20 protein-coding genes are annotated in these 24,140 nt (G+C 27.5%); 17 read left to right on the forward strand and 3 right to left on the reverse strand.

What is annotated here, in order from left to right; all coding sequences use genetic code 11:
• Positions 1-30 precede the first annotated feature (30 nt).
• The 9 genes from AC07E4_RS12835 (at position 31) to AC07E4_RS12875 (ending at position 10,865) form a co-directional block, all read left to right on the forward strand.
• Positions 31-180: a CD1871A family CXXC motif-containing protein gene (locus AC07E4_RS12835; protein WP_158644504.1), complete on the forward strand. Its 150-nt coding sequence runs from the start codon at positions 31-33 to the stop codon at positions 178-180.
• A complete protein-coding gene (locus tag AC07E4_RS12840) occupies positions 173-1,009 on the forward strand; it encodes a 4Fe-4S binding protein (protein WP_478216586.1) in 837 nt (278 codons plus the stop codon). Before AC07E4_RS12835 ends, AC07E4_RS12840 begins: the two co-directional genes overlap by 8 nt.
• A 49-nt stretch (positions 1,010-1,058) precedes the next feature.
• The gene (locus AC07E4_RS12845; protein ID WP_478216587.1) at positions 1,059-2,234 is read left to right on the forward strand and encodes a hypothetical protein; all 1,176 of its coding nucleotides are present in this window, start codon (positions 1,059-1,061) and stop codon (positions 2,232-2,234) included.
• Positions 2,235-2,549: 315 nt separating this feature from the next.
• Positions 2,550-2,627, forward strand: a complete 78-nt coding sequence (kdpF, locus tag AC07E4_RS12850; RefSeq protein ID WP_074432727.1) for a K(+)-transporting ATPase subunit F — start codon at positions 2,550-2,552, stop codon at positions 2,625-2,627.
• A 36-nt stretch (positions 2,628-2,663) separates the two neighbouring features.
• Positions 2,664-4,346 carry a potassium-transporting ATPase subunit KdpA gene (kdpA, locus tag AC07E4_RS12855; RefSeq protein ID WP_478216588.1) on the forward strand — a complete coding sequence of 561 codons (1,683 nt, stop codon included), beginning with the start codon at positions 2,664-2,666 and terminating at the stop codon, positions 4,344-4,346.
• Positions 4,347-4,376: 30 nt separating this feature from the next.
• Complete coding sequence (gene kdpB, locus AC07E4_RS12860) at positions 4,377-6,437, forward strand: potassium-transporting ATPase subunit KdpB (RefSeq protein WP_430830110.1); 2,061 nt, start codon at positions 4,377-4,379, stop codon at positions 6,435-6,437.
• Between the two features lie 305 nt (positions 6,438-6,742).
• Positions 6,743-7,345, forward strand: coding sequence for a K(+)-transporting ATPase subunit C (locus AC07E4_RS12865; protein WP_040329729.1), 603 nt, complete (start codon positions 6,743-6,745; stop codon positions 7,343-7,345).
• Between the two features lie 92 nt (positions 7,346-7,437).
• Complete coding sequence (locus AC07E4_RS12870; RefSeq protein ID WP_430830120.1) at positions 7,438-10,137, forward strand: ATP-binding protein; 2,700 nt, start codon at positions 7,438-7,440, stop codon at positions 10,135-10,137.
• A 29-nt stretch (positions 10,138-10,166) separates the two neighbouring features.
• A complete protein-coding gene (locus tag AC07E4_RS12875) occupies positions 10,167-10,865 on the forward strand; it encodes a response regulator (protein WP_040329730.1) in 699 nt (232 codons plus the stop codon).
• 247 nt (positions 10,866-11,112) lie between these two features.
• Here the strand turns inward: AC07E4_RS12875 and AC07E4_RS12880 are convergent, their stop codons facing one another.
• Positions 11,113-11,601: a thioredoxin family protein gene (locus tag AC07E4_RS12880; RefSeq protein WP_478216589.1), complete on the reverse strand. Its 489-nt coding sequence runs from the start codon at positions 11,599-11,601 to the stop codon at positions 11,113-11,115.
• Positions 11,602-12,020: 419 nt separating this feature from the next.
• Between AC07E4_RS12880 and pepT the strand changes: the two genes are divergently transcribed.
• Positions 12,021-13,241, forward strand: coding sequence for a peptidase T (pepT, locus tag AC07E4_RS12885; protein WP_040329732.1), 1,221 nt, complete (start codon positions 12,021-12,023; stop codon positions 13,239-13,241).
• Positions 13,242-14,075: 834 nt separating this feature from the next.
• Positions 14,076-15,413, forward strand: a complete 1,338-nt coding sequence (locus AC07E4_RS12890; protein ID WP_478216590.1) for a S1C family serine protease — start codon at positions 14,076-14,078, stop codon at positions 15,411-15,413.
• A gap of 86 nt (positions 15,414-15,499) precedes the next feature.
• On the opposite strand, the gene AC07E4_RS12895 is transcribed toward AC07E4_RS12890, so the two are convergent.
• On the reverse strand, positions 15,500-17,488 hold the full coding sequence (locus tag AC07E4_RS12895) for a fructose-bisphosphatase class III (RefSeq protein ID WP_040329735.1): 1,989 nt from the start codon (positions 17,486-17,488) through the stop codon (positions 15,500-15,502).
• Positions 17,489-17,961: 473 nt separating this feature from the next.
• Between AC07E4_RS12895 and AC07E4_RS12900 the strand changes: the two genes are divergently transcribed.
• From AC07E4_RS12900 to AC07E4_RS12915, 4 genes are all read left to right on the forward strand, one after another.
• Positions 17,962-18,333 (forward strand): CoA-binding protein, encoded by a 372-nt coding sequence (locus AC07E4_RS12900; protein ID WP_040329736.1) that lies wholly within the window; start codon positions 17,962-17,964, stop codon positions 18,331-18,333.
• Positions 18,334-18,605: 272 nt separating this feature from the next.
• The gene (locus tag AC07E4_RS12905) at positions 18,606-19,163 is read left to right on the forward strand and encodes a LemA family protein (protein WP_430830119.1); all 558 of its coding nucleotides are present in this window, start codon (positions 18,606-18,608) and stop codon (positions 19,161-19,163) included.
• A gap of 3 nt (positions 19,164-19,166) precedes the next feature.
• Positions 19,167-20,024 (forward strand): TPM domain-containing protein, encoded by an 858-nt coding sequence (locus AC07E4_RS12910; RefSeq protein ID WP_040329738.1) that lies wholly within the window; start codon positions 19,167-19,169, stop codon positions 20,022-20,024.
• A gap of 403 nt (positions 20,025-20,427) precedes the next feature.
• Positions 20,428-21,459, forward strand: a complete 1,032-nt coding sequence (locus tag AC07E4_RS12915; RefSeq protein ID WP_040329740.1) for a hypothetical protein — start codon at positions 20,428-20,430, stop codon at positions 21,457-21,459.
• Between the two features lie 57 nt (positions 21,460-21,516).
• On the opposite strand, the gene AC07E4_RS12920 is transcribed toward AC07E4_RS12915, so the two are convergent.
• Entirely contained in the window at positions 21,517-22,119 is a 603-nt protein-coding gene (locus tag AC07E4_RS12920) for a sigma-70 family RNA polymerase sigma factor (protein ID WP_040329741.1), read from the reverse strand.
• A gap of 699 nt (positions 22,120-22,818) precedes the next feature.
• On the opposite strand from AC07E4_RS12920, the gene AC07E4_RS12925 reads away from it, so the two are divergent.
• On the forward strand, positions 22,819-23,682 hold the full coding sequence (locus AC07E4_RS12925; protein ID WP_430830107.1) for a formate/nitrite transporter family protein: 864 nt from the start codon (positions 22,819-22,821) through the stop codon (positions 23,680-23,682).
• A 110-nt stretch (positions 23,683-23,792) separates the two neighbouring features.
• A partial coding sequence (locus AC07E4_RS12930; protein ID WP_478216591.1) for a transposase occupies positions 23,793-24,140 on the forward strand: 348 nt, incomplete at its 3' end.

The raw sequence follows: 24,140 nt of genomic DNA on the forward strand, positions 1-24,140 counted from the left end.
CACAGTAAAAATATAATATGGGTGAAATTTATGAAACTAAATAAGATTGAATCATTTGTAAAGTATGGTATTTTAACAATTAGCATTTTCTCAACTTTTATGGGGATATGCAGAGGAGAAGGAGAAATTGTATTAAGAAAAGCAGTAAACATATGTTTGGAGTGTATAGGAATTGGATAAAAGAAGGATTACACAAATCATTTCAGCGACACTGACTAATGCAAATATAAAAGGGTTTGTACAAGGAGAAATATATAAGGGGAATTTAAAAAAGATGTGTATTCCAGGGATAAATTGTTACTCATGTCCAAGTGCTATTGGGGCTTGCCCAATAGGCGCTTTACAAGCTGTTGTAGGGAAAATGAAATATAATGTTTCACTATATGTGTTAGGGATTATATCATTACTAGGAGTTATATTCGGAAGATTTATATGTGGATGGATATGTCCATTTGGGCTTATTGAAGATTTATTATATAAAATACCTACTAAAAAATTTAAGGTCAATAGAAGCGTAAATAATATTTTAAAGTATTTTAAATATTTTGTATTGATAACATTTGTAATAATACTGCCTACATTTTTAGTTAATGAATTCGGAATAAGTCCTCCGTATTTTTGTGAATATATATGTCCTGTGGGAACTTTAGAAGGTGGATTGCCATTAATTATAATGAATGAATCTCTGAGAAAAACTATAGGATTTTTATTTTACTGGAAATTAATGATACTACTAGTCATAGTTGTGTTATCAATATTTATATATAGACCATTTTGTAGATATATATGTCCATTAGGAGCACTTTATTCACTATTTAATAAGATAAGTTTCTATAAATATAAAATAGATAAGAATAAATGTACAGGCTGTAATGCTTGTACAAATAAATGTAAAATAAATATAGAAATACATGAAAATCCAAATAGTTTAGAATGTATTAGATGTGGACAGTGTATAAAAATATGTCCTACAAATGCCATAAAAAGTAATTTTAAATATAGAAAATGAACATAATAAACTATGATACAAGATTATTAAGGGAAGTGAACTAAATTTAATGGGCGTTCAAAAAAATAAGAAGTTATATCGTTCAACAATAAGTATATTTTTGATAATACTAATTTGTATGTTAATCAGCTTAGGATTGAATAAGATTTATAGAGTGGATTATGAAAAAATGGATACTATAGATAAAAAAATGTTTGAAGAGCTTTCTAAAATATATGAAAAATTCAATGAAAGCTCAAGTAATTTATGGAACAATAATTATAAGTTTAATGAAAAACCATTGATTCTAATAAGAACAAATAGAGAAAAGGGTATAGTAAGAAAGTATTCATATGTTATAAATGTAGAAGAATTTAAAAATAGTATTTTTTCAAAAAAAGTTAACATTCCAGATTACTTGAAATTACCAACGGTTTATAGAGTTAATAATTTAAATTTAAATATGATTTCTACTTGGATTCCTTCAAATTTTGGTACTGTAAATATTAATACAAATAAAGTGTTCTATTTTAAATATAATCCTCAAATGATGGAAAATCCTGAATTATATTTTGACTTTTCATCATTTCTATTACATGAGTCATTTCATACATATAATCAAAAAAATTGGATATATGATGAGAATGATGGAGAGTATGTAGAAAATTATCCAGTAAACATTGAAAATTATGCTTTGATGGGAGTGGAATTTAAACTTTTAGATAAATGTATGGAATCAAATAATAAAAGTGAAATAAGTAAATATTTAAGACAATGGACTCTGATAAGAAATTATAGGTATAAAAAATGGCCACAATTATTGGCTGAGACTAATACAGAAGCAATAGAAGGAACAGCAAGGTATATAGAATATAAATATAGCAAATTGTCAGGTGGAAAATTAACAGTTTTAGCAAATAAAGAAGCACCGTACCATGTAACTTTTATTCATGCATATAATTGTATAGCTGATAATATAGCAGAGTCCCCTGCATATCTAGAGAGACCAATAAAATATGAAACTGGAGCAGCGGTGTGTCTTATAATGGATAAATTAAATATTGAATGGAAAAAATATATAGAGGATAGTAGAGAGAAACGAGGTAAAACACAATATGAAATATTAAAATACTATTATGATATTTCATATAAAAATTATGATGAAATTTCAAATGTTAAAAGTGAAAATGATTATGAAGAATTATTAAAAAAAGGAGAAAAAATAGTTAATCTATATAATAAATAACATTATATGAATTTATATTGAATAAGAATGAAAAATAACGAATACCATTGATTGGTATTCGTTATTTTTTATTTTATATAAGAAATTTATCTTAAAAATCTTTATATAATCTTTATACTGCTATGATTAATCTTAATCCTAAATTTATATTGCTGATGCTAATATTAATACAGTAATTGGAGAGCGCGGAGGTAATTAAAAAATGATGGATTTAGTTTTTATTATAGTACTGATAGGAACATTTGGAACATTAAAGTTATTTTTAGATTGGTGTGAAAAACAAATCAATAAGAACTAGATGTAGGAGGAAGTTTTATGTGGATAGTTGTAGGAGTAGTAATTTTCTTATTTGGATATTTAGGGTATGCACTTTTTAATCCAGAAAAATTTTAAATTACTTAAAAATAACACTTTAAGAGGGGGAGCAAAATGAAATGGATGCAAATAATAGTAACACTATTATTATTTATACTTTTAATCATACCATTAGGTAAGTATATGTACTTAGTTGTTACTAATAAAAAATGTTTTGGAGATAAATTTTTCGATAAGATAGATAATTTAATATATAAAGTAAGCGGAATAGATAGAAATGAAGAGATGGGTTGGAAAAAATATGTTTTATCATTGTTGGCAGTTAATATAACAATGATACTAATAGGATATGTAATTTTCAGAACTCAAAGCTTTCATATTTTTAATCCTAGCAAAGTGGAAGGAATGGAAGCAAGCTTATCATTTAACACAATAATAAGTTTTATGACTAATACAAACCTTCAACACTATGCAGGAGAAACAGGTCTTTCTTATTTTAGTCAAGTTATGGTTATTGGATTCATGATGTTTACATCAGGTGCTACAGGTATTTCAGTAGCAATTGCTTTTATGGAAGGCATAATAGGAAAGAAAAAAACAATGACAAGCTTTTATGTAACTTTAGTAAGAGTTACTACAAGAGTACTTATACCATTAGCAATAATAGTTGGACTACTTCTAGTGTCTCAAGGAGTTCCTGAGACATTTAAAGGACCAGAAACAGTAACTACTATAGAAGGAAAGGTTCAAGAAATAAGTCGTGGACCAGTTGCAGCTATCGAATCAATTAAGCATATAGGAACCAATGGAGGTGGATTCTTTGGAGCAAATTCATCACATCCTTTTGAAAACCCAACACCTATTACAAATGTAATAGAAATGTTAGCAATGATGATAATTCCAGGATCACTTATATGCACTTTTGGACTAATGCTTAAAAACAAAAAACAAGGATTTGCAATATTTGCAGCTATGTCAATTATATTTTTAATTGGACTTATCATATGCTTTAATGCAGAGTCAGCTGGAAATCCAGCACTTGCAAACATTGGTCTAAATCAAGCAATGGGAAACATGGAAGGAAAAGAATTAAGATTTGGAATTGAAGGTTCTACGTTGTTTACAACAGTAACAACAGCATTCACAACAGGTAGTGTAAACAACATGCACGACTCTTTAACACCACTAGGTGGACTTGTTCCATTAATGAATATGATGCTTAATGTTGTATTTGGTGGAGCTGGTGTAGGCTTTATGAATATGGTTATGTATGTTATTCTTACAGTTTTCTTATGTGGACTTATGGTTGGAAGAACACCAGAGTTTTTATCAAAGAAAATAGAAGCGAAAGAAGTAAAACTTATAGCACTTGCTATAATCATACATCCACTTCTAATATTAATGTTTTCAGCACTTGCAGTATCAATACCAGCAGGAACTAGTGCAATAGCAAACTCAGGATTTCATGGATTATCAGAAATCGTATATGAGTTTACATCTTCAGCAGCTAATAACGGATCAGGCTTCGAAGGACTTATTGATAACACTATGTTTTGGAACACAACAACAGGTCTTGTAATGTTTTATGGAAGATATTTATCTATGATAATACTTTTAGCAGTTTCAGGTTCATTAGCTTCAAAGAATGCTGTAAATGTGAGCATTGGAACATTAAGAACAGATAATTTAACATTTACAATAACACTTGTATTTATAGTTTTAATAATAGGTGCTCTTACATTTTTACCAACATTAGCACTTGGACCAATATCAGAGCATTTGACATTATGGTATTGATGATATAAAGACTAAAAGGAGAAGATATATATGGAAAGCAAAAATCAAAAATCAAAAATTATTACAAAATCCATATTAAAAGATTCAATTAAAGAAGCTTTAAAAAAATTAAATCCTAAATGTATGATAAAAAATCCAGTTATGTTTGTTGTGGAAATAGGTTTTGTAATGTCACTTGTACTTGCAATATTTCCACAGTTATTTGGAGATAAAGACAATAGTTTAAGAATATATAATTTAGTAGTAGCTATAATTTTATTAATAACTGTTCTATTTGCAAACTTTGCAGAAGCAGTAGCAGAAGGTAGAGGAAAAGCGCAAGCAGAAACATTAAAGAAAACTCGTAAAGATACTAAAGCAAAGCTATTAAATCAATCAGGTGAAGTAAAAATTATAAATGCTAATGAATTAAAAAAGAATGATATAGTTTTAGTAGAAAATGGAGATATAATTCCTACTGATGGTGAAGTAATAGATGGAATTGCATCAGTAGATGAGTCAGCTATAACAGGAGAATCAGCTCCTGTTATAAAAGAATCTGGTGGAGATTTTGCATCAGTTACAGGTGGAACAAAAGTAGTTAGTGACTGGTTAAAAGTAAAAATAACAACTACTGCAGGTGAATCATTTTTAGATAAAATGATTGCTTTAGTTGAAGGTGCTTCAAGACAAAAGACACCAAATGAAATTGCACTTAACACTGTACTTGTAAGTCTTACTATAATTTTTCTTATAGTAATAGTAGCGCTTTATCCAATGGCTAAATACTCAAAGGTTTCAATACCTATATCAACACTAATAGCATTAACAGTATGTTTAATACCAACAACAATAGGTGGACTTTTATCTGCTATAGGTATAGCTGGAATGGATAGAGTTACAAAATTTAATGTTATAGCAATGTCAGGAAAAGCAGTTGAAGCATGTGGTGACGTTGATACTATGATACTTGATAAAACAGGAACTATAACTTATGGAAATAGACTTGCATCAGATTTTATACCAGTAGAAGATGTAGAAAAAGAAGAACTTGTAAAATATGCACTTATATCTTCATTAAAAGATGATACTCCAGAAGGAAAATCAATAGTAGAACTTAGTAGTAAATTAGGTATAAAAGTAGATAAAGATTTATATAAGGATGATGAATTTATAGAATTTACAGCTCAAACAAGAATGAGTGGAATAAATTTAAAGAATGGAACAGAAATTAGAAAAGGTTCATATGAAGCAATAAAAGAAAGAGTATCAAAAAATGGAAGAAATATTCCTAAAAACTTAGAAGGCACAGTTAATAAGGTTGCAAGACTCGGGGGAACACCACTTGTTGTATGTGTAGATGATGACATATTAGGTGTAATTTACCTTAAAGATACAGTAAAACCAGGACTTGTAGAAAAATTTGCAAGACTTCGTGAAATAGGAATAAAAACTATAATGTGTACAGGAGATAATCCATTAACAGCAGCAACAATAGCGAAAGAGGCTGGAATTGATGGATTCATAGCAGAATGCAAACCAGAAGATAAGATAAATGCGATAAAGAAAGAACAAGCAGAAGGAAAAATAGTTGCAATGACTGGTGATGGAACAAATGATGCTCCAGCTCTTGCACAAGCAGATGTAGGACTTGCTATGAATAGTGGAACAACAGCAGCAAAAGAAGCTGCCAATATGGTAGATTTAGACTCAGATCCGACTAAAATACTCGATGTAGTTGAAATAGGAAAACAACTTTTAATAACACGTGGTGCATTAACAACATTTAGTATAGCGAATGACGTTGCAAAATATTTTGCTATAATACCAGCAATATTTACTATAGCAATACCTAAAATGCAAATATTAAATGTAATGAAACTATCAACACCATATAGTGCTATATTATCAGCATTAATATTTAATGCAATAATAATACCAATTTTAATTCCAATAGCAATGAAAGGCGTTAAATATAAACCTATGAAAGCAGAAATAATGTTACTTAGAAATATGCTTATATTTGGACTTGGGGGAGTTATAGTTCCTTTTATAGGAATAAAATTAATAGATGTTTTAATAACTCCACTAGTAGCTTGCTTAGGAATATAGCAAAATAAGAGTTAATTACTAAATTTTAAAAAGTGATTAATGATGAATAATTAATAGTGAAAGATAAAACTGAAGTCTCAGTTTTTTTCAAGCAAATTAGTGGAAAATAATATAAAAACGTAGTTTTTAGGTATTTCTATTTTAAATATTAGGAATGAAATGAGTAATATTAACCATAACTGTCAATTGTCAATTTTCAATTGTCAACTGGTTCCAAATATAAATGTAGAAATAAATTGTAAGATTAGTAATATCATTTGGGAAAGATATTACTTTAAATTTGGAACCCCATAGGAGGAGTTAAAATGAAAAAATTAAGGAAGCCAATAGTTGTGACTTTATGTCTATTATTGTTGTGTGGAGTAATATATCCATTATTTTTAAATGGAGTAAGTCAAATAGTCTTTAAAGATAAAGCAAATGGTAGTATTATAGAAATTAATGGTAAAAAGGTTGGTTCTAAACTTATAGGACAAAAGTTTACTGATAAAAGATTTTTTGTAGGAAGAATATCAAGCATAAATTATAACACATATGAAAAAGACGAATCTTACGAAAAAGCAGCATCAGGTTCTTCAAATTATGGACCAAGTAATAAAGAACTTGTAGAGAGAGTAAAAAGTGATATGGATGAGTTTCTAAAGAATAACCCAGGTGTGAAAAAAGAAGATATTCCAGCAGACATTCTTACAAATTCAGCTTCAGGACTTGATCCTAACATAAGCCCTAAAGCAGCAGAAATTCAAATAGCAAGAGTAGTTAGAGAAACTGGACTTAGTAAAGAAGAAGTTGAAAAAATAGTAGATGAATGTACAGACAAAAAATCATTTGGTATATTTGGTGAGGATAGGGTAAATGTTTTAGAAGCTAATTTAAAAATAGCATCAAAATTAGGTATTGAAATTTAAAAGAAATATTTAAAGAAGACAGGGAGTAGTTATAATAACCCTGTCTTAAATTGGAGTTATGACAAATTTATTATGTTAGGGTGGTGTTTATCATAAATGACTATAAAAGACCTAATCCAGAATATCTTTTAACTCAAATTGAAAAAGAAGAGGAAGAGGCATGTTCTACAAGAGGTAAACTAAAAATATTTTTTGGCTATGCAGCTGGTGTTGGTAAAACTTATGCAATGCTCATGGAAGCACATGATATGAAAGCACTAGGAAAAGATATTGTAATTGGATATATAGAGCCTCATGCAAGAAAAGAAACTATAGCATTAATAAATGGAATTGAAAATATAGGGCCCAAAATAATTGAGTATAGAGGCATTGAAATAAAAGAGTTTGATTTAGATACTGCATTAAAAAGAAAACCGGATATAATTTTAGTTGATGAACTTGCGCACACAAATGCTCGAGGAAAAAGACATAGAAAAAGATGGCAAGATATAGAGGAACTTTTAGATTCAGGAATAAACGTTTATACAACTTTAAATGTTCAGCATATTGAAAGTTTAAATGATGCAGTAGAGAGCATTACAAATGTGTTTGTAAGAGAAACCGTTCCAGACAAAATCTTTGATGAAGCTGAAAAGGTTGAACTTATAGATATTGAACCAGATGAACTTTTAAATAGATTTAGTGATGGAAAAATATATAGTAAAGAGCAAACTAAAAGGGCATTTAAAAATTTTTTTGTGAAAAGCAACTTATTTGCATTAAGAGAAATTGCACTTAGAAGAACAGCAGATAGAGTAAAATATGAAGTTGAAAATGTTAGATTAGCAAAAGGACAAATAACCGTTATGCCAACTTCAGACAAAATATTAGCCTGTATTAGTAAATCACCATCATCTGGAAGAATAATAAGAACAGCAGCAAGGATGTCAGAAGCACATCATTGTAAATGGATAGCTCTATATGTAGAGGAAACTAATGCACAAAATTTAAGTGAAGAAGATAAAAAAATTTTAAATGAAAATTTTAATTTAGCAGAGGAACTAGGTGGAGAAATTGTAACTTTATATAGTGACAATATAGTGGAACAAATAATAGACTATGCTAAATTTAGAAATATAACAAAAATAATAATTGGAAAAGATAGAAATAGGATAAAAAAAATAAGTAGATTATATTCAAAAGATATAGCAGAAAAACTTATGGAACGTAGTGATTGTATAGATATATATGTTATACCAAATTTATTTTATACTAAAAAGGAAAATAAATTTAATATAAAACCACCAATAGAATATTATATAAGAATCAGAGAGTTGTTAAAGTCAGTTTTAATAATGGGTATAACAACTGCAATAACATTGTTGTTTTGGAAGTTAGGTGGGTCAGAAGCTAATATAATAATGTTTTTCATTTTAGGTGTAATAGTTACGTATATAGTTACAACAGGCCATGCAATTGGTATAATATCATCAGTTATGGCAGTGTTCCTATTTAATTATTTTTTCACAGAACCAAGATATTCTTTTAAATTTTATGATAAAAATTATTTGTTTACATTTATAATAATGTTAATAGTAGCATTCATTATAGGAATGCTTACCAATAAAATTCAAAAAGAAGCTAAAAATTCTGTAGCAAGAGAAAAAAGAACGCAGATACTTTATAGAGTTAGTAAAAAACTATTAAGTGCAAAAGGTACCACAGATTTAGTGGCAATAGGGATAAAATATATATCAAGACTTACTAGTAGAACTGTAATTTGCTATCTAGCCAATGGAGAAGCACTAGCAGCACCATTTATTTATAATGATAATGAAAATGAAAAAAACAATGAACTATTAACTAGAAATGAAGAAGCAGTTGCATATTGGACTTTTTTAAATGGAAAAGAATCAGGCACAGGTACAAGTACTTTTTATGGTGCTAAGGGATATTATATGCCAATAAAAGGTAACAAGGAAATTTTGGGGGTAATTGGTGTATCTTGTGAAGAAGGAATACTTGAACCAGAGCAAAAGTTTATCTTTGAAACAGTTACTAGTGAAATAGCAATTGCACTTGAAAGGGAAATATTCTTTAGAAAACAAGAAGAGTCTACTATAGAAATTGAAAGAGAAAGATTAAGGAGTAACTTATTACGATCAATATCTCATGATTTAAGAAGTCCTCTTGCAGGCATTAAAGGTTCTGTAAGTACAATACTTGAAAATGGAGACTTAATTACAGAGGAAATGAAGAAAAACTTACTTGAGAGTGTTTATGACGATACAGAATGGCTTATAAGATTAGTTGAAAATCTTTTAAGTATGACTAAAGTAGATGAGGGTAAAATGCAAGTAAAAAAACAACCAGAAGTTGTCGAAGAAGTAGTATATGAAGCCGTTCAAAGAAGTGAAAAGTACTTTAATAAAAATAAAATAAGTGTAAATGTTCCAGAAGATATCTTAATAGCAAATATGGATGGTAGTTTAATAGAACAAGTTCTTATAAATTTAATAGACAATGCTACAAAATTTTCACCAAAAGATGAAGAAATAAATATTAATATATATGATAAAGGGAAAAAAGTAGTTTTTGAAGTAGAAGACAATGGTATAGGAATAAAAGAAGAAATACGTCCTTATATATTTAATAGGTTTTTCACTGATGGTGGAAAAGTGTCTGACTCTAGGAGGGGTGTAGGGTTAGGTCTTGTAATATGTAAATCTATAATCGAAGCTCATGGCGGAGAAATAGAGGCTATAAACAAAAAACAAGGTGGGACAATATTTAGGTTTAATATCCCTAAATAAAATTAATATCTCTAAGTGGAGGTGTAAAAATGACGAATGATGCATACATTCTAGTAATTGAAGATGATAAACCAATAAGGAATTTTATAACCACGTCACTAGGTGTGCAGGGATATAAATATATTGAAACGGAAAAAGGCAGAGAAGGTATTTGTCTTGCAATGTCAAATAGTCCAGATTTAATAATATTAGATTTAGGACTTCCAGACATTGATGGAATAGAGGTTTTAACGCATATAAGAGAATGGTCAAGTGTGCCAATAATAATAGTTTCAGCAAGAGATAATGAAAGGCAAAAAGTTGAAGCACTTGATAAAGGTGCAGATGATTATTTGACAAAGCCATTTGGCATTGGTGAATTATTAGCTAGAATTAGAGTATCGCTTAGACACAAAGAAACTAAGAAAAATTTAAATGAAACTAATGGAACATTTAAAGTGAAAGATTTAATTATAGATTATGAAAAGAGAAAAGTTACTATAGAAAATAAAGAAATTCATTTAACACCTATAGAATATAAACTTTTAGTATTACTTTCAAAATATCCAGGAAAAGTTTTAACGCATAACTTTATAATAAAAGAAATTTGGGGTGCACCAGTAGGTAGTGAAACTCAGACACTTAGGGTATTTATGGCAAGTCTAAGAAGAAAAATAGAAAAACAAACGGTAAAACCAGAATATATATACACAGAAGTTGGTGTAGGATATAGATTTACAGAAGATTAATTTTAAATAAAACAATTTGTAATGAAGTGAATAATATTTTAAATATGCGGATATAATACTAATACCCATCTTAATTACATTAAACAAAAGAAGAGGCATCTAAAGTAGAATATCAAAATTGTTTTGATGTCTAATTTGATGATTTCCAATTTTCTCAAACTACCCTTAAAATGCTCATCCGAAAGGATGAGCATTTTTTATTTTATAGAAAGTTAAATCTTAAAAATGATATAAAAACATATAGTTTTTATATTATTATTTCAAGCAAATCTTTTTCGATTAAATTATTATATTTTCCTTGTCTATATTCTTCAATCAAGGATTTTTTATCTTCAGATGATAAAGAAATCATTTTTTCGGTAAGTTCCTTAGGTGTTTCAACATAAGCACCTTTTGGATTCATATCATTATCAAAAGTTATTATTGTAGGAATAGAAACTCTACCAACAGCCTCTTCAAGAAACTCCTCATAGCCTGTTCTTGGAAGATAGTGAACTTTTAAATTAGAATTTTCTTCACTAAGTTTTTGGATAAAAGGTATAGTAGCAATACAATCAGGACAAAAACCTTCTGTAAAAACAATTGCATTTACGGTGTCATTTAAGTTTTTAATTTCTGACTTAGAATTTTCTGATAAGGTAGTTGCTATATATTTTTTATCTTGAATATCACCATAACTTTCTTTAGATTTTGCTAAATATTGTTCAAAACTTAGAGCACTTGATAAGTCTATCATAAATAACACATCCTTTTCTTATATTTTAATATAGAGAACAAAGTATTTATTCTCTATGGTCATATGGATTTCAAATTAAAAAATTGAATTTATTATAAAAATTATAAAACGAAAACAGTTAAAATGAAAGTATATTTAAAAAATTTTAATTAATTAATAATTTGAGTATATAAACATTTAATTATTCAAAAACTAAAAAAGCAATAAATTGTATATATTAATATATTATTTAAATTAATAAAATGTTAACAATAAAGCTTAGATAAATGCTTATATTTTTTAATGATTTTATAAATTTATATAAAAATTATGTAAAAATAAGAATATGTTAATAGAATATACATACTTTTCATTATTATTCTAACATGTTATAATGTTAATAAAATATTACGAATTCTGAAAAAAGGTAGGGATAAAATATGTCAAAAGTAGTTGAAAGATTATTAAAATATGTAAAATATGATACACAAAGTGATGAAACTTCATCAACAGTTCCAAGTACAAACAGCCAATTAGAGTTTGGAAAAATTCTTATAGAAGAATTAAAAGCTATAGGAATGAGTGATGTAACAGTAGATGATAAAGGATTTGTTACTGCAACATTACCTTCAAATATAGACAAAAAAGTCCCAACAATTGGATTCTTAGCTCATATGGATACAGCTCCAGATTATTCAGGAAAAAATGTAAATCCTAAAATAATAGAAAATTACGATGGTAACGATATACAATTAAATGAAAACACTGTACTTTCTGTAAAGGATTTCCCAGAAATCAAAAACTATGTTGGAAAAACAATAATAACAACTGATGGAACAACATTATTAGGTGGAGATGATAAAGCTGGTATAGCTGAAATAATGACAGCTATGGAATACTTAATAAATAATCCAGAAGTAAAACATGGAGATATTAAAGTTGCATTTACTCCAGATGAAGAAATAGGAACAGGATGTAATAACTTTAATGTTGAAGCATTTGGTGCAGAATTTGCTTATACACTAGATGGTGGTGAAGTAGGAGAAATATCTTACGAAACATTCAATGCGGCTGGAGCAGTTGTAACATTTAACGGAAGAAATGTTCACCCAGGTTCAGCTAAGGGAAAAATGATTCATTCTGGAATAATGGCTATGGAGTTCTTCAATGAATTACCACAAGACCAAAGACCAGAAAAAACACAAGATTATGAAGGATTCTTCATGTTAACAGATATGAACTCAACTGTAGAAAAAACAGTTCAAGAATTCATAATAAGAGATCACAACATGGACAAATTCAAAGCTAAAAAAGTTCTTTTAGAAGAATTAGTTAATAAATATAACAAACAATATGGTGAAGGAACAGTTGTATTAGAAATGTCTGATACATACTACAACATGGCTGAAAAAGTTAAAGAACAATTCCATATAGTAGAAACAGCTATAAAAGCTATAGAAGCAGTAGATGTAAAACCATTAGTACTACCAATAAGAGGAGGTACAGATGGATCAAAACTTTCATTCAAAGGACTTCCAACACCAAACTTATTTACAGGTGGACACAACTTCCACGGTAAATTTGAGTACACTGTAGCAGAATCAATGGAAAAAGCTACAGAAGTAGTATTAAAAATCGTAGAAATGTATGCTCAAAAATAATAAATTAAAAGACATTGATACCTTAAAATTAAAACGCTAATATAAACTTTGCAAAGTAAGAGGGAATTTTTATTCTCTCTTATTTTTTTCTATAACCACAATTATGGTTTTTCGTATCCCAAATTATGCTCTTAGATAGTCAAGATTGTGTTTTTATGTAGTGGGGATTGTGTTTTTATGTAGTCGGGATTGTGTATTTATGTAGCCGGGATTTTAATCCCGGTGCTCTTTGATATGGATATAAATTTAAAATTGTAACTTAGGTTTTTAAGACGTAACAAAAAGGACAGGCAATTCAATATTTTAGATATACATTAAGAGAAGTCTAAAACCTACTTATATATCCACTAATAAATAAAGTAGATGCAGTGACTGACTTTACTTGTTTAGATAATTATATTATTTAATAGGAAAAGCAAATTAAGAAAAGGTAATTAGCCGAAAAGATGTCTGTCCCTCTTGTTCATTGGTATATTTCAAGCTTAAAAAATAAAACTTAATAAGGATATGCAAAAAGTTATGCACAAATATTATTGTTATAAACAAAAATTCAGTAAATTATGTTAATAACTATTGTGTATAAATAAAAAACTGTTGATAACTTCAAAATAAAAAATGAAACATAAATTAAATTAGTATAATCATTAAACTAAAAATATGTTTTAAAATAAATTTCAACTTTAATGAACGGATAAATTAACTTTCTAAGGCTAATAATATAACAATGGAATTATGTAATTTTACATGTCATAAAACTGTCAAATACAAGACACAATACTGTCATAAAAAAGTAATAAGATTTAAACATAAAGTAAATCAAGGAGTTGATCATATATGAATGAAAAAAATAACTTTAATGATAATATGAATAATGATATAGATAAAAATATAAATAATGATAATTTAAACTCTAGTGAAAAATTAGAGCAAACATATATAAATAATGCATCTTATAAAATAGGTGATGAAGATACAAATAGCAATACTGGATATACAGAAACAATGAATTTTAACAATTATGAAGGAGCTAAGGAACCTAAAGTTAAAAAGGTTAAAAAAGCTAAAAAGACAAGAGGAAATGTTGGAAGTTATGTAGCAATAGCACTTGTTTGTTCTATATTAGGTGGAGGAATAGGTGGAGTTACAACATACTCAATAATGAATTCAAATAATAAAAGTGTAAAATCAGTAGCAGAAAAGAAAAATCAAGATAGTTCAAAAAAAGTAGATACAACTCAAATTAGTTCAGGGAATTATATGAACATACCTGATATTGCAGAAAAAGTTTCACCAGCAGTAGTTGGAGTAGCAACTAAATCAGTAGCAACAAACTTTATGGGTTGGCAAACAGGTAATATACAAGAAGGTATAGGTTCAGGATTTATATTTAATGATGAAGGACAAATACTGACTAATTACCATGTTGTAAAAGGTGCAACAGAGGTAAGCGTTATATTTAGTACAGGTCAAGAAGTAGCTGCAAAAGTTGTGAATTATTCAGAAGAAGCAGATTTAGCAGTTGTTAAAATAACTGATCCAAAAGTAGAAGTTCCAGGAGTACTAAGCTTTGGGGACTCTGATAATTTAAAAGTTGGAGAACAAGTAATGGCAATAGGTAGTCCAATATCTAAAGATTTTTCTGGGTCTGTAACTACAGGTATAGTAAGTGCAGTAAATAGAGAAATAGAAGTGGAAGAAGGAAAAACATTAAAATTAATACAAACAGATACAGCAATAAATCCAGGTAATAGTGGAGGTCCACTTATAAATTCTAATGGAGAAGTTATAGGAATAAATACAGTAAAAATAAATGCAGAAGGAGTTGAAGGTTTAGGATTTTCAATTCCAATAAATGAAGCAATAGCAAAACTTGATGTACTAACAAAACCTATATTAAAACTTGGAATACAATGTAGGAATTTAGATGAAGAATTAGCATCAAGAAACAACTTACCAGTAGGAATATATATAGCACAAGTTGAAGATTTTAGTGTTGCACAAAAAGCAGGATTAAAACCAGGAGATGTAGTAGTAAAATTTGATGGTAAAAAAGTTACTACAGTAGCTGAATTAAACAAAATAAAAGAAACTCACAAAGAAAATGATGAAGTTAGTGTAGAATTTGTAAGAGACGGAAAGACAATGACAGCAACTATGAAATTAGAGGTATAATACTAAAAATTGAAATATAAGAAAGTCATCTCCCTTAAAAAATAAAAGATAGCAATTAGCTATCTTTTATTTTTACTATATAAAAACTATTTTTGTTCTTTTATAATACCTTTTCTATATGCCATAAGAAGTTTTTCTAAATCATATATTTGGTTTATTAAATCTTTTCCAATATCGGTGTCTTTTATACTTTTTCGAGTTTTAGTAGTTTCTAGTATTACTGCTGAAGAAAGTATATCTTGACATTCCTCAATGGCTTTTTGCGTTGACTCAAAAGGTTCGTGAGAAACTAATTGTAAGCCGTAAGAATTATAAATCAATGTATAACCTGCAAGACCAGTTTCTCTTTGATAAGCCTTAGAAAATCCACCATCAATAACTAAAAGTTTTCCATTAGCTTTAATAGGGCTTTCACCTTGAACTACTTTTACAGGAACATGACCATTTATTATGTGAGATTCATCTGGTTCAAGTCCAAATTCTCTAAGAATCATATCACAAGTTTCTTCTTTATCTCTAAATTTAAAATAAGGATCTTTAGGTTCTTTGTGAAGTTCTTTATCATCTAAGAAATATCTTTCAAATGTAGCCATTTTAGATTTTCCAAATAGGGGAGAATCTTCACCACACCATAAATACCAAAGAAAATCTAATGAATATAAATCTTCCTCAGAGTCACCTTTATTAAAATAACCTTCTCTAGCAAGTCTGTCAGCAATATCTAAATAAGCTTTACCACAGCATTCTTTTCCAGCAATAGTAGTTTTTCTGAATGTACCATCACTATTAAGTGGAATACAAGCATGATATAGTAAATTAGAATTACAAACTAAATATAAACTTCCTTTAGAATATAAATATCGTACATGTTTTTGAAGCTTTTCACTATTAATAAAAGAAGATTTTAATTTAGTAATTAAAGCTTGTTCTTCTTTGGTAAGCTTATATGGATCTTTTGGATCAACAGTTGGAAAATTAGTGTCATTAAGAGTATAGTCTTTTCCATTTATAGTTATAATACCTTTTTCTAAATCCATCTTATCTAAAAGAAGTCTATTTTCCATATTAAATGTTTTTCTTCTTTTTATAATTTGACCTTCAAGCTTAAACTGAATAATAGAAATAGCTTTATGCATTTGAGCCATTAATTTTAAATCAGTTTCTTTATAATTACCAGCTGAAATTTTAGGTTTAAATGATTTACAATGATCATTTTTATAACATTCCATAGCAAAAGTAGCTAATGGAAGAAGGTTAACCCCATATCCATCCTCTAAGGTTTCAAGATTTGCATATCTAGTAGATATACGAATAACGTTAGATATACAAGCCTCATTACCGGCAGCTGCTCCCATCCAAAGAATATCATGGTTTCCCCATTGAATATCTATAGAAGAACGGCTAATTAAACTTTCCATAACTATGTGTGCACCAGGACCTCTATCGTAAATATCACCAATAATGTGAAGTCTATCAACAGTTAAACGTTGAATAACTGTACAAATAGCAATAATAAATTCCTTTGCACGTCTAATTCTAATAATAGTATCTATAATACCATTAAAATAATCTTGTTTATTTGGTCTATTTTCTTTTTCATTTAAAAGTTCATCTATAATATAAGAAAAATCAGGTGGTAAATTTTTTCTAACTTTAGATCTTGTATATTTAGATGAAACTATTTTACAAATTTCAATAAGTCTATATAAAGTGATTCTATACCAATCATCCAGTTCTTTTTCCTCGTTTATAATAAGATCCAATTTTTGTTCAGGATAATATATTAATGTACATAAATCTTTCTTTTCACTTTCTTTTAAACTATTTCCAAGTAAGTCATTCACTTTTCTTTTAATAACACCAGAAGCATTTCTTAAAACATGGTTAAAAGCTTCATATTCTCCGTGTATATCTGTAAGAAAATGTTCAGTACCCTTAGGTAAATTTAAAATTGCTTGCAAATTAATAATTTCTGTACAAGCATCTGAAATTGTTGGAAATTTATTAGCTAAAAGAGTAAGATAACGTATATCTGCTTCAAGCATATCAACACTTATATCATCAATTGATAGCATAGCAAAACTCCTTTCAAATTTCTTAAGTAATTAAAGTGCAAAACATATAATATAGCACTAATATTAATAGTATATAATATATCGATAAATAATGTAACATAAAATAAAAAGAAAAAATGTAAAAAATTAAAAAATAAATCTCGTTGCAATGACTTTAATTATAAGGTTAAGTTCATTATAAAAAATCAAAATAAATTAGAAATGATATTTTTATAGTAACCATAGTTATGATTTTTATCGTAGCTGGGATTTCAATCCCGGAGAACTTTTATGTGGATATAAATTTAAAATCAAAATATATCTAAATAAGCATATTAGGAATTATTGTGTGTGTTAGAATAAATATGGTATTCAAAAGGAAAACTAAATTAAAATAAACTATTCAATAATAGGGTATGTTCATCTTATTCATTGATATATTTAAGTTAAATAGATAAAATTAAGTAACACTACAAATGAAAAGGAGTAAGAATATGCAAGAGATGATATCTTTAAAAAACTGGGTTGTAATAGGTGCAACAGATGACAAAAGTAAGTTTGGGTATAAAATATTAAAGAAATTGAAAGATAAAGGATATAGTGTTTGTGGGATAAATCCTAAATATAATGAAATTGAAGGGATAAAAATATATAATAATATAAATGAAATAAAAGAAAATATCGATGTAGCTAATATAATAGTTAATCCTAATATAGCCATAACAATGTTAGAGGATATAAAAAATAAGGGAATAAAAAATGTATGGTTTCAACCAGGTTCATTTAATGATGAAGTTTTAGAAAAAGCTAAATCATTAGGACTAAATATAGAAGCTAGCCATTGTGCATTTGTAGAACTTCAATAAAACTTCAATATAAAAAATAATAAAATTTCATCTATAAAATAGGTGGAATTTTTAATTTAAATAACAGAAGTTATATTTATATTGAAAAATACTTACAATAGTAATATAATGTATGCTAACTTAAGGATAAGCTTAATATAATATATAGGAATACAAGTTTAAAATTTAAAACTTGAACTTAGAACCCTATATTAAGTACTTTAAGATTTTTATTTTTGAAAGTAAAATTCATTAATATAAAGAGAGGTGTATTATTTATGAAAAAAAAGACTATGGGAATAATCATAGCAATAATTGTAGTAATAGCAATTCTAGTAATGCCTTTCATTTCAAGTTATAACAAGTTTGTAGCTTTAGATGAGCAGGTAAACACAGTTGCATCCGATTTAGATGCACAACTTCAAAGAAGAGCAGACCTTATACCTAACTTAGTAGCTACTGTTCAAGGATATGCAAGTCAAGAAAAAGAAGTGTTTACATCAATAGCAGATGCAAGATCAAAACTAGCTGGTGCAGGAACAATGGAAGAAAAGGCAAATGCAAACTCAGAACTTTCAAGTGCATTATCAAGATTATTAGTAGTTGTTGAAAGATATCCAGAATTAAAGTCTAATGAAAATTTTAAAGACCTTTCAATAGCATTAGAAGGAACAGAAAATAGAATAACAATAAAAAGAGAAGACTATAATAAAATAGTTGCAGAATATAATAAGAAAACTAAAAAGTTTCCAAGCAATATAGTAGCATCAATGTTTGGCTTTGAAGAAAAAGAATACTTTAAAGCTAGTGAAGGTGCTAAAGAAGCTCCAAAAGTAGAGTTTAATAAATAATTTATGAAAAATAATATAAAAAAGTTTTCAAAATTAATATCGATTTTTTTAGTTTTTTTAGTTATATTTGCAATTCCTATTAAAGCCTTTGGAATAGAATTTGAAAAGCCAACGCAATATAAATATGTAAATGACTATACAAATACTATAGATGTAGAAACTAGAGATAAAATAATAGCAATAGGAAAAGAATTACAAGACAAAACTACAGCAGAAGCAACAATAGTTGTTATAAATACTTTAGATAATTACCCAATAGAAGATTATGCAAACAAATTGTTTAGAGAATGGGGAATAGGATCTAAAGAAAAAGATAATGGGCTGTTAATACTAATGTCTATAGAAGATAGAAAATATAGAGTGGAAGTTGGCAGAGGACTTGAAGGGGCAATATCTGATATATATAGCAACAAAGTTATGGAAGAGGCTGCAAAGCCAAGATTTAAACAAGGCGATTATGCAGGTGGATTATTAGATGCATATGCAGTTTTTGCAAGTAATATAGCAGAAGAATATCAAGTAGAACTTACTAATGAGTATACTCCACAAGTACATGTTAATGTAAAAAAAGATGATGACGGAATAGACATAGGAACAATTATTGTAATAATAGCTTTAATTACAATTTTCGGAGATTCATTTTTCAATAAAGGAAGAATGCTTAGAGGTATATCAAGGGCATTTAGAACAAGCAACACTCACTATTATGGAACTCCAACAGTAAGAAGGAAAAAAGATGATGATGATGATGACTTCTTTGGTGGATTTGGAGGTTTCGGTGGCGGTGGCTCTGATGGCGGCGGATTTGGTGGCTTCGGAGGAGGTTCGTCAAATGGTGGAGGATCATCAGGTAGTTGGTAAAATTTAAGCAAGAGGGATTTTTTCTCTCTTGCTTTTTTGTGCAATAAAATAAGGAGAATATATAAATAAAAACTTTTATATTTGATAATAATTAAAACATATATATAATTTCTGATTGTATCTTATTTGTAATAATAAATTCCTAAAATTAGGATATAATTAAGTTAGGGAAATATTACTTAATTTTTAATACATAATTATTAGTTAATAATATTGAATGAAGAAAATTATAGGAGTATACTAATAAAGTTGAATTTGTAAATTGCAAATTATTCATAAATCTAAAAATTAATAAATGTAGATTTTAGCATTTATTAAAATATTATAATCATGTTCTAAATAAGAGTTGGGGGAGGTGTGCTGTTGCAATTATAACCTATTTAATAAGGCAACAGTGTAGCAAATGGAAAGTGAAGGCGTTGTTCATAGAAAAGGATTGGGAAAATTTAAACTGACTATTTTAATGGTAGCAATTTTATTTTTAGTTGGTTGTAGCAATGCAAGTATTGTAAAACTTTCTGATAAGAAATATCTAAATGCAGTATTTGAAAGAAACAATAAAATTTACAGTTATGATGAAAGAAAACAACAGATAAACGAAATAGGTGATAAGGGTATTTCTAAAGAATTATTGGCAGTAAGTCCTAATAACAAGCAAATTGTATATATGGAAAGAAATGAAGAGAACAAACCTGATTCCCCAAAGATTATACTTCAGGATATAAAAAGTGAAAAGACATCAGAAATTGAATTGAACAATGAAAGTCTTAGAATAATAACAGATTTAGAATGGATTAATGATGAAAGAATATTAATAACATCTCATATAAATCCATCTGTATTAGCTTATGGAGTATACAATGTAGATACTAAAAAAGAAGAAAATTTTGTGATGGGAATATTACTAGGTGTTTATGAAGAAGGAGAAAAACTTTTATATAGCAAAACGTCTAGAAAAGCATCAGAAAATAAATCTAATATTTATATAAATGATACTCTTATATATGAAGTAGATAATAGTGAAGAACAAATACAAGATTCTATATTATCGGAGGATTATTCAAAAATTGCACTAAAAACTTTTACTGTAGATGAACTTTCAGGTCAAGTTAAAGATAAAATCTATTATGGAGACTTTAGCAAAGATTATAAAATATCTAATATTGAGGAAATTGAACTTCCTTCAATATTGTATGGCTCTTTGAAGATAAAAGATAATCAATTGTACCTATATAATCGTGATGTGAGCTATAAAATAAATGGAGACTTATTTACAGAAACAGAATTAGAATTAGACAAACAAGAATTAGATCAACCAAGTGAAGAGCAATTAACAAAATTTAAACAAATATTATCAAAGAAATTTCCAAATGAATTTATAAAAGATTATTTAGAAATGGAAGAATTACAAATATACAATATAAAATTTTTTTAATTTAAATTATAAAACAGAAGTAATGAAAGTTATTACTTCTGTTTTTCTTTTAACTAATTATTTTAAAAACTTTTTCATTTTAGAAAGAGCTTTGTTCTTTAAATATAAAACATGTCTATAATCAACACCTAAAAATTTGGCATATTCCATTAAGGTAAAATCATTTTTAATTATGCAATGATAGAAAAGCTTTTTTTCTTCATCAGTAAGAGAATGAAGAGCTAAGTTAATATCATCTCGCATATAAACATTAGATGATGATTCAGGTGAAGCAAGCACATCTTCTAATGTTAGTCCATCATCAATTTCCGTTGACAAACTTACGGTACTATTATATTTATTAATTCTCAAATTATCATAAAAATTAAATTTAATACTTCTAATTGCATAATTAACAAAATCACCTTTATCAGGAGAAAATTTTTTTATAGAATTAAGCACGCTTAAATATCCAATCATAACAAAATCTTCTTTATCAGAATCTGGGATAAAAGAGGACTTTGAAAGTTTATGAATATACCTTGTAACTAAATTCATAAGTTCTAACTTACAATCATCATTGCCTACTTTTGCCTTACATACAAGTTCATTTAAATCTTCATAAGATTTCTTATCTAATGTATTTTTATCTAAATAATTAAATAAAAAATTTTTACTCAAATCACTACAACTCCTTAATTTAAAATATAAAACAATGTCAATAAACTTTAATGATAACAAAATAAAAGCTTTTAATGATATTTATTAAGAAATTAATTTCTAAAATTAGTAGGAAAATATAAAATGTAAACACTAAATTTAGTATTTTCTTTGTATAAATAGACTATAACACAAATAATTCAATTAATTCTCAATAAAGTATTAAATTACAATAATTAAAAATAAATAGTAAAAATATAAATATATATTTAATAATATTATAAATAATATAAAATATAAAATTAGGAAAGGAGTATTTTATAGGAATAATTAAAAGAATTTAATATTTCCTAGGAAAAACAATAAAATGAATATTGAAAATTGAGAAAAAAATCAAAAATCATTTTGTAAGATAAAAACAAGGTAAAATCTGAATAAATATGATAGAATTACAGTTGACTTTTATATAAAATTTAAAATATAATAGTTTTTGTTGTTATAAAAAAGAAAAAGTCGGAAGAAATATGTAAAAATATTACATATAATATATAAATTTGTAGCTATAAGAATAAATCAAAAATAGTTAATGAATTATTAAGAAAAATGGTAAAAAATACAAAATATTAATATTTTATAAAATGTAATTTGAGAATATATAAAAACAATTTAATTACAAATACAAATGTAATTGAATTAATAAAAAGCAAAGGAGAAAGTTATATGAGTCAAAACATGTTATCACCACTTGAAATAACAGAATATGTTTCAGAAGTTGGTGTGAAAAAGGCGAAAAACAGACCAGTACAAACATTATTTTTAGGAATACTAGCAGGAATATTCATTGCACTAGGTGGATATGGTTCATCAGTAGCTTCACATAGTGTAACAAACTTTGGATTGCAAAAAGTAATTGCAGGGGTAGTATTCCCAGTAGGACTACTATTTGTTTTAATCTGTGGATCTGAATTATTTACAGGAAATTGCTTATTATCAGTAGCAGTAGCTGATAAAAAAATATCAGTAGGTCAAATGGCTAAGAACTTATTAATAGTATTTATAGGAAACTTTATAGGAGCTGCATTAATAGCATTTTTAGTTTATAGTGCAGGACTTTTAGATTTTAATGGTGGAGCTGTTGGTGGATATGCAGTTAAAGTTGCTGCAACAAAAGCTAACTTACCGATGGGACAAGCATTATCAAGTGGAATACTATGTAACATCATAGTTTGTTTATCAGTATGGGCAACATATGCAGCAAAAGACGTAGCTGGAAAAGCATTAATGGGATTCATTCCTATATTTGTATTCGTAATAGCTGGATTTGAACACTGTGTTGCAAACATGTATTACTTCACAATTGGATTACTAGCAAAAGGAAATCCTGTATACATAGAAGCATCACATATATCACCAGAAAAACTTGCAAACTTAAATGTAGCAGGAGTGGCTAAAAATTTATTACCAGTAACAATTGGAAACATAATAGGTGGAGCAGTATTAGTTGGTCTTGTATATTGGTTTATATATAAAAAAGCTGCAAAAAAAACAGTGGAAAAAGCAGTGTCTGAAAAGAAAACAGCATAATATAAAAACATAAAAACTATGGAAATTTAATTTTCATAGTTTTTATGTTTAAATAAAACTCCTTTGTCAATATTTATAAATAAGTATAAATATAAAAAGGAGCGATTGTTTTGTCACGTCAAGCAAGAGTAACAGATTTAAATGGAATATATCACATAGTAATCCATGAATCAAAATCAAAACCATTATTTCCATCAGAATCAGATAAAGAAATGATGATGGAAAAAATAAGAGAAAGTCAAATAAAATATCAATTTAAAATCTATGCATATTGTTTAATGGACACCCATGCACACTTCATAATAGACTCAAATGGAGAAGAAATTAGCACCATAATGAAAAGTATAGGACTTAGGTATGTAAAATACTATAATCCTAAATATGACACAAACGGACCACTACTAAAAGAAAGATTTTTTAGTGAACTAATAAACACTGATGAATACTTACTAAAAGCA

Source organism: Clostridium amazonense (assembly GCF_056431285.1).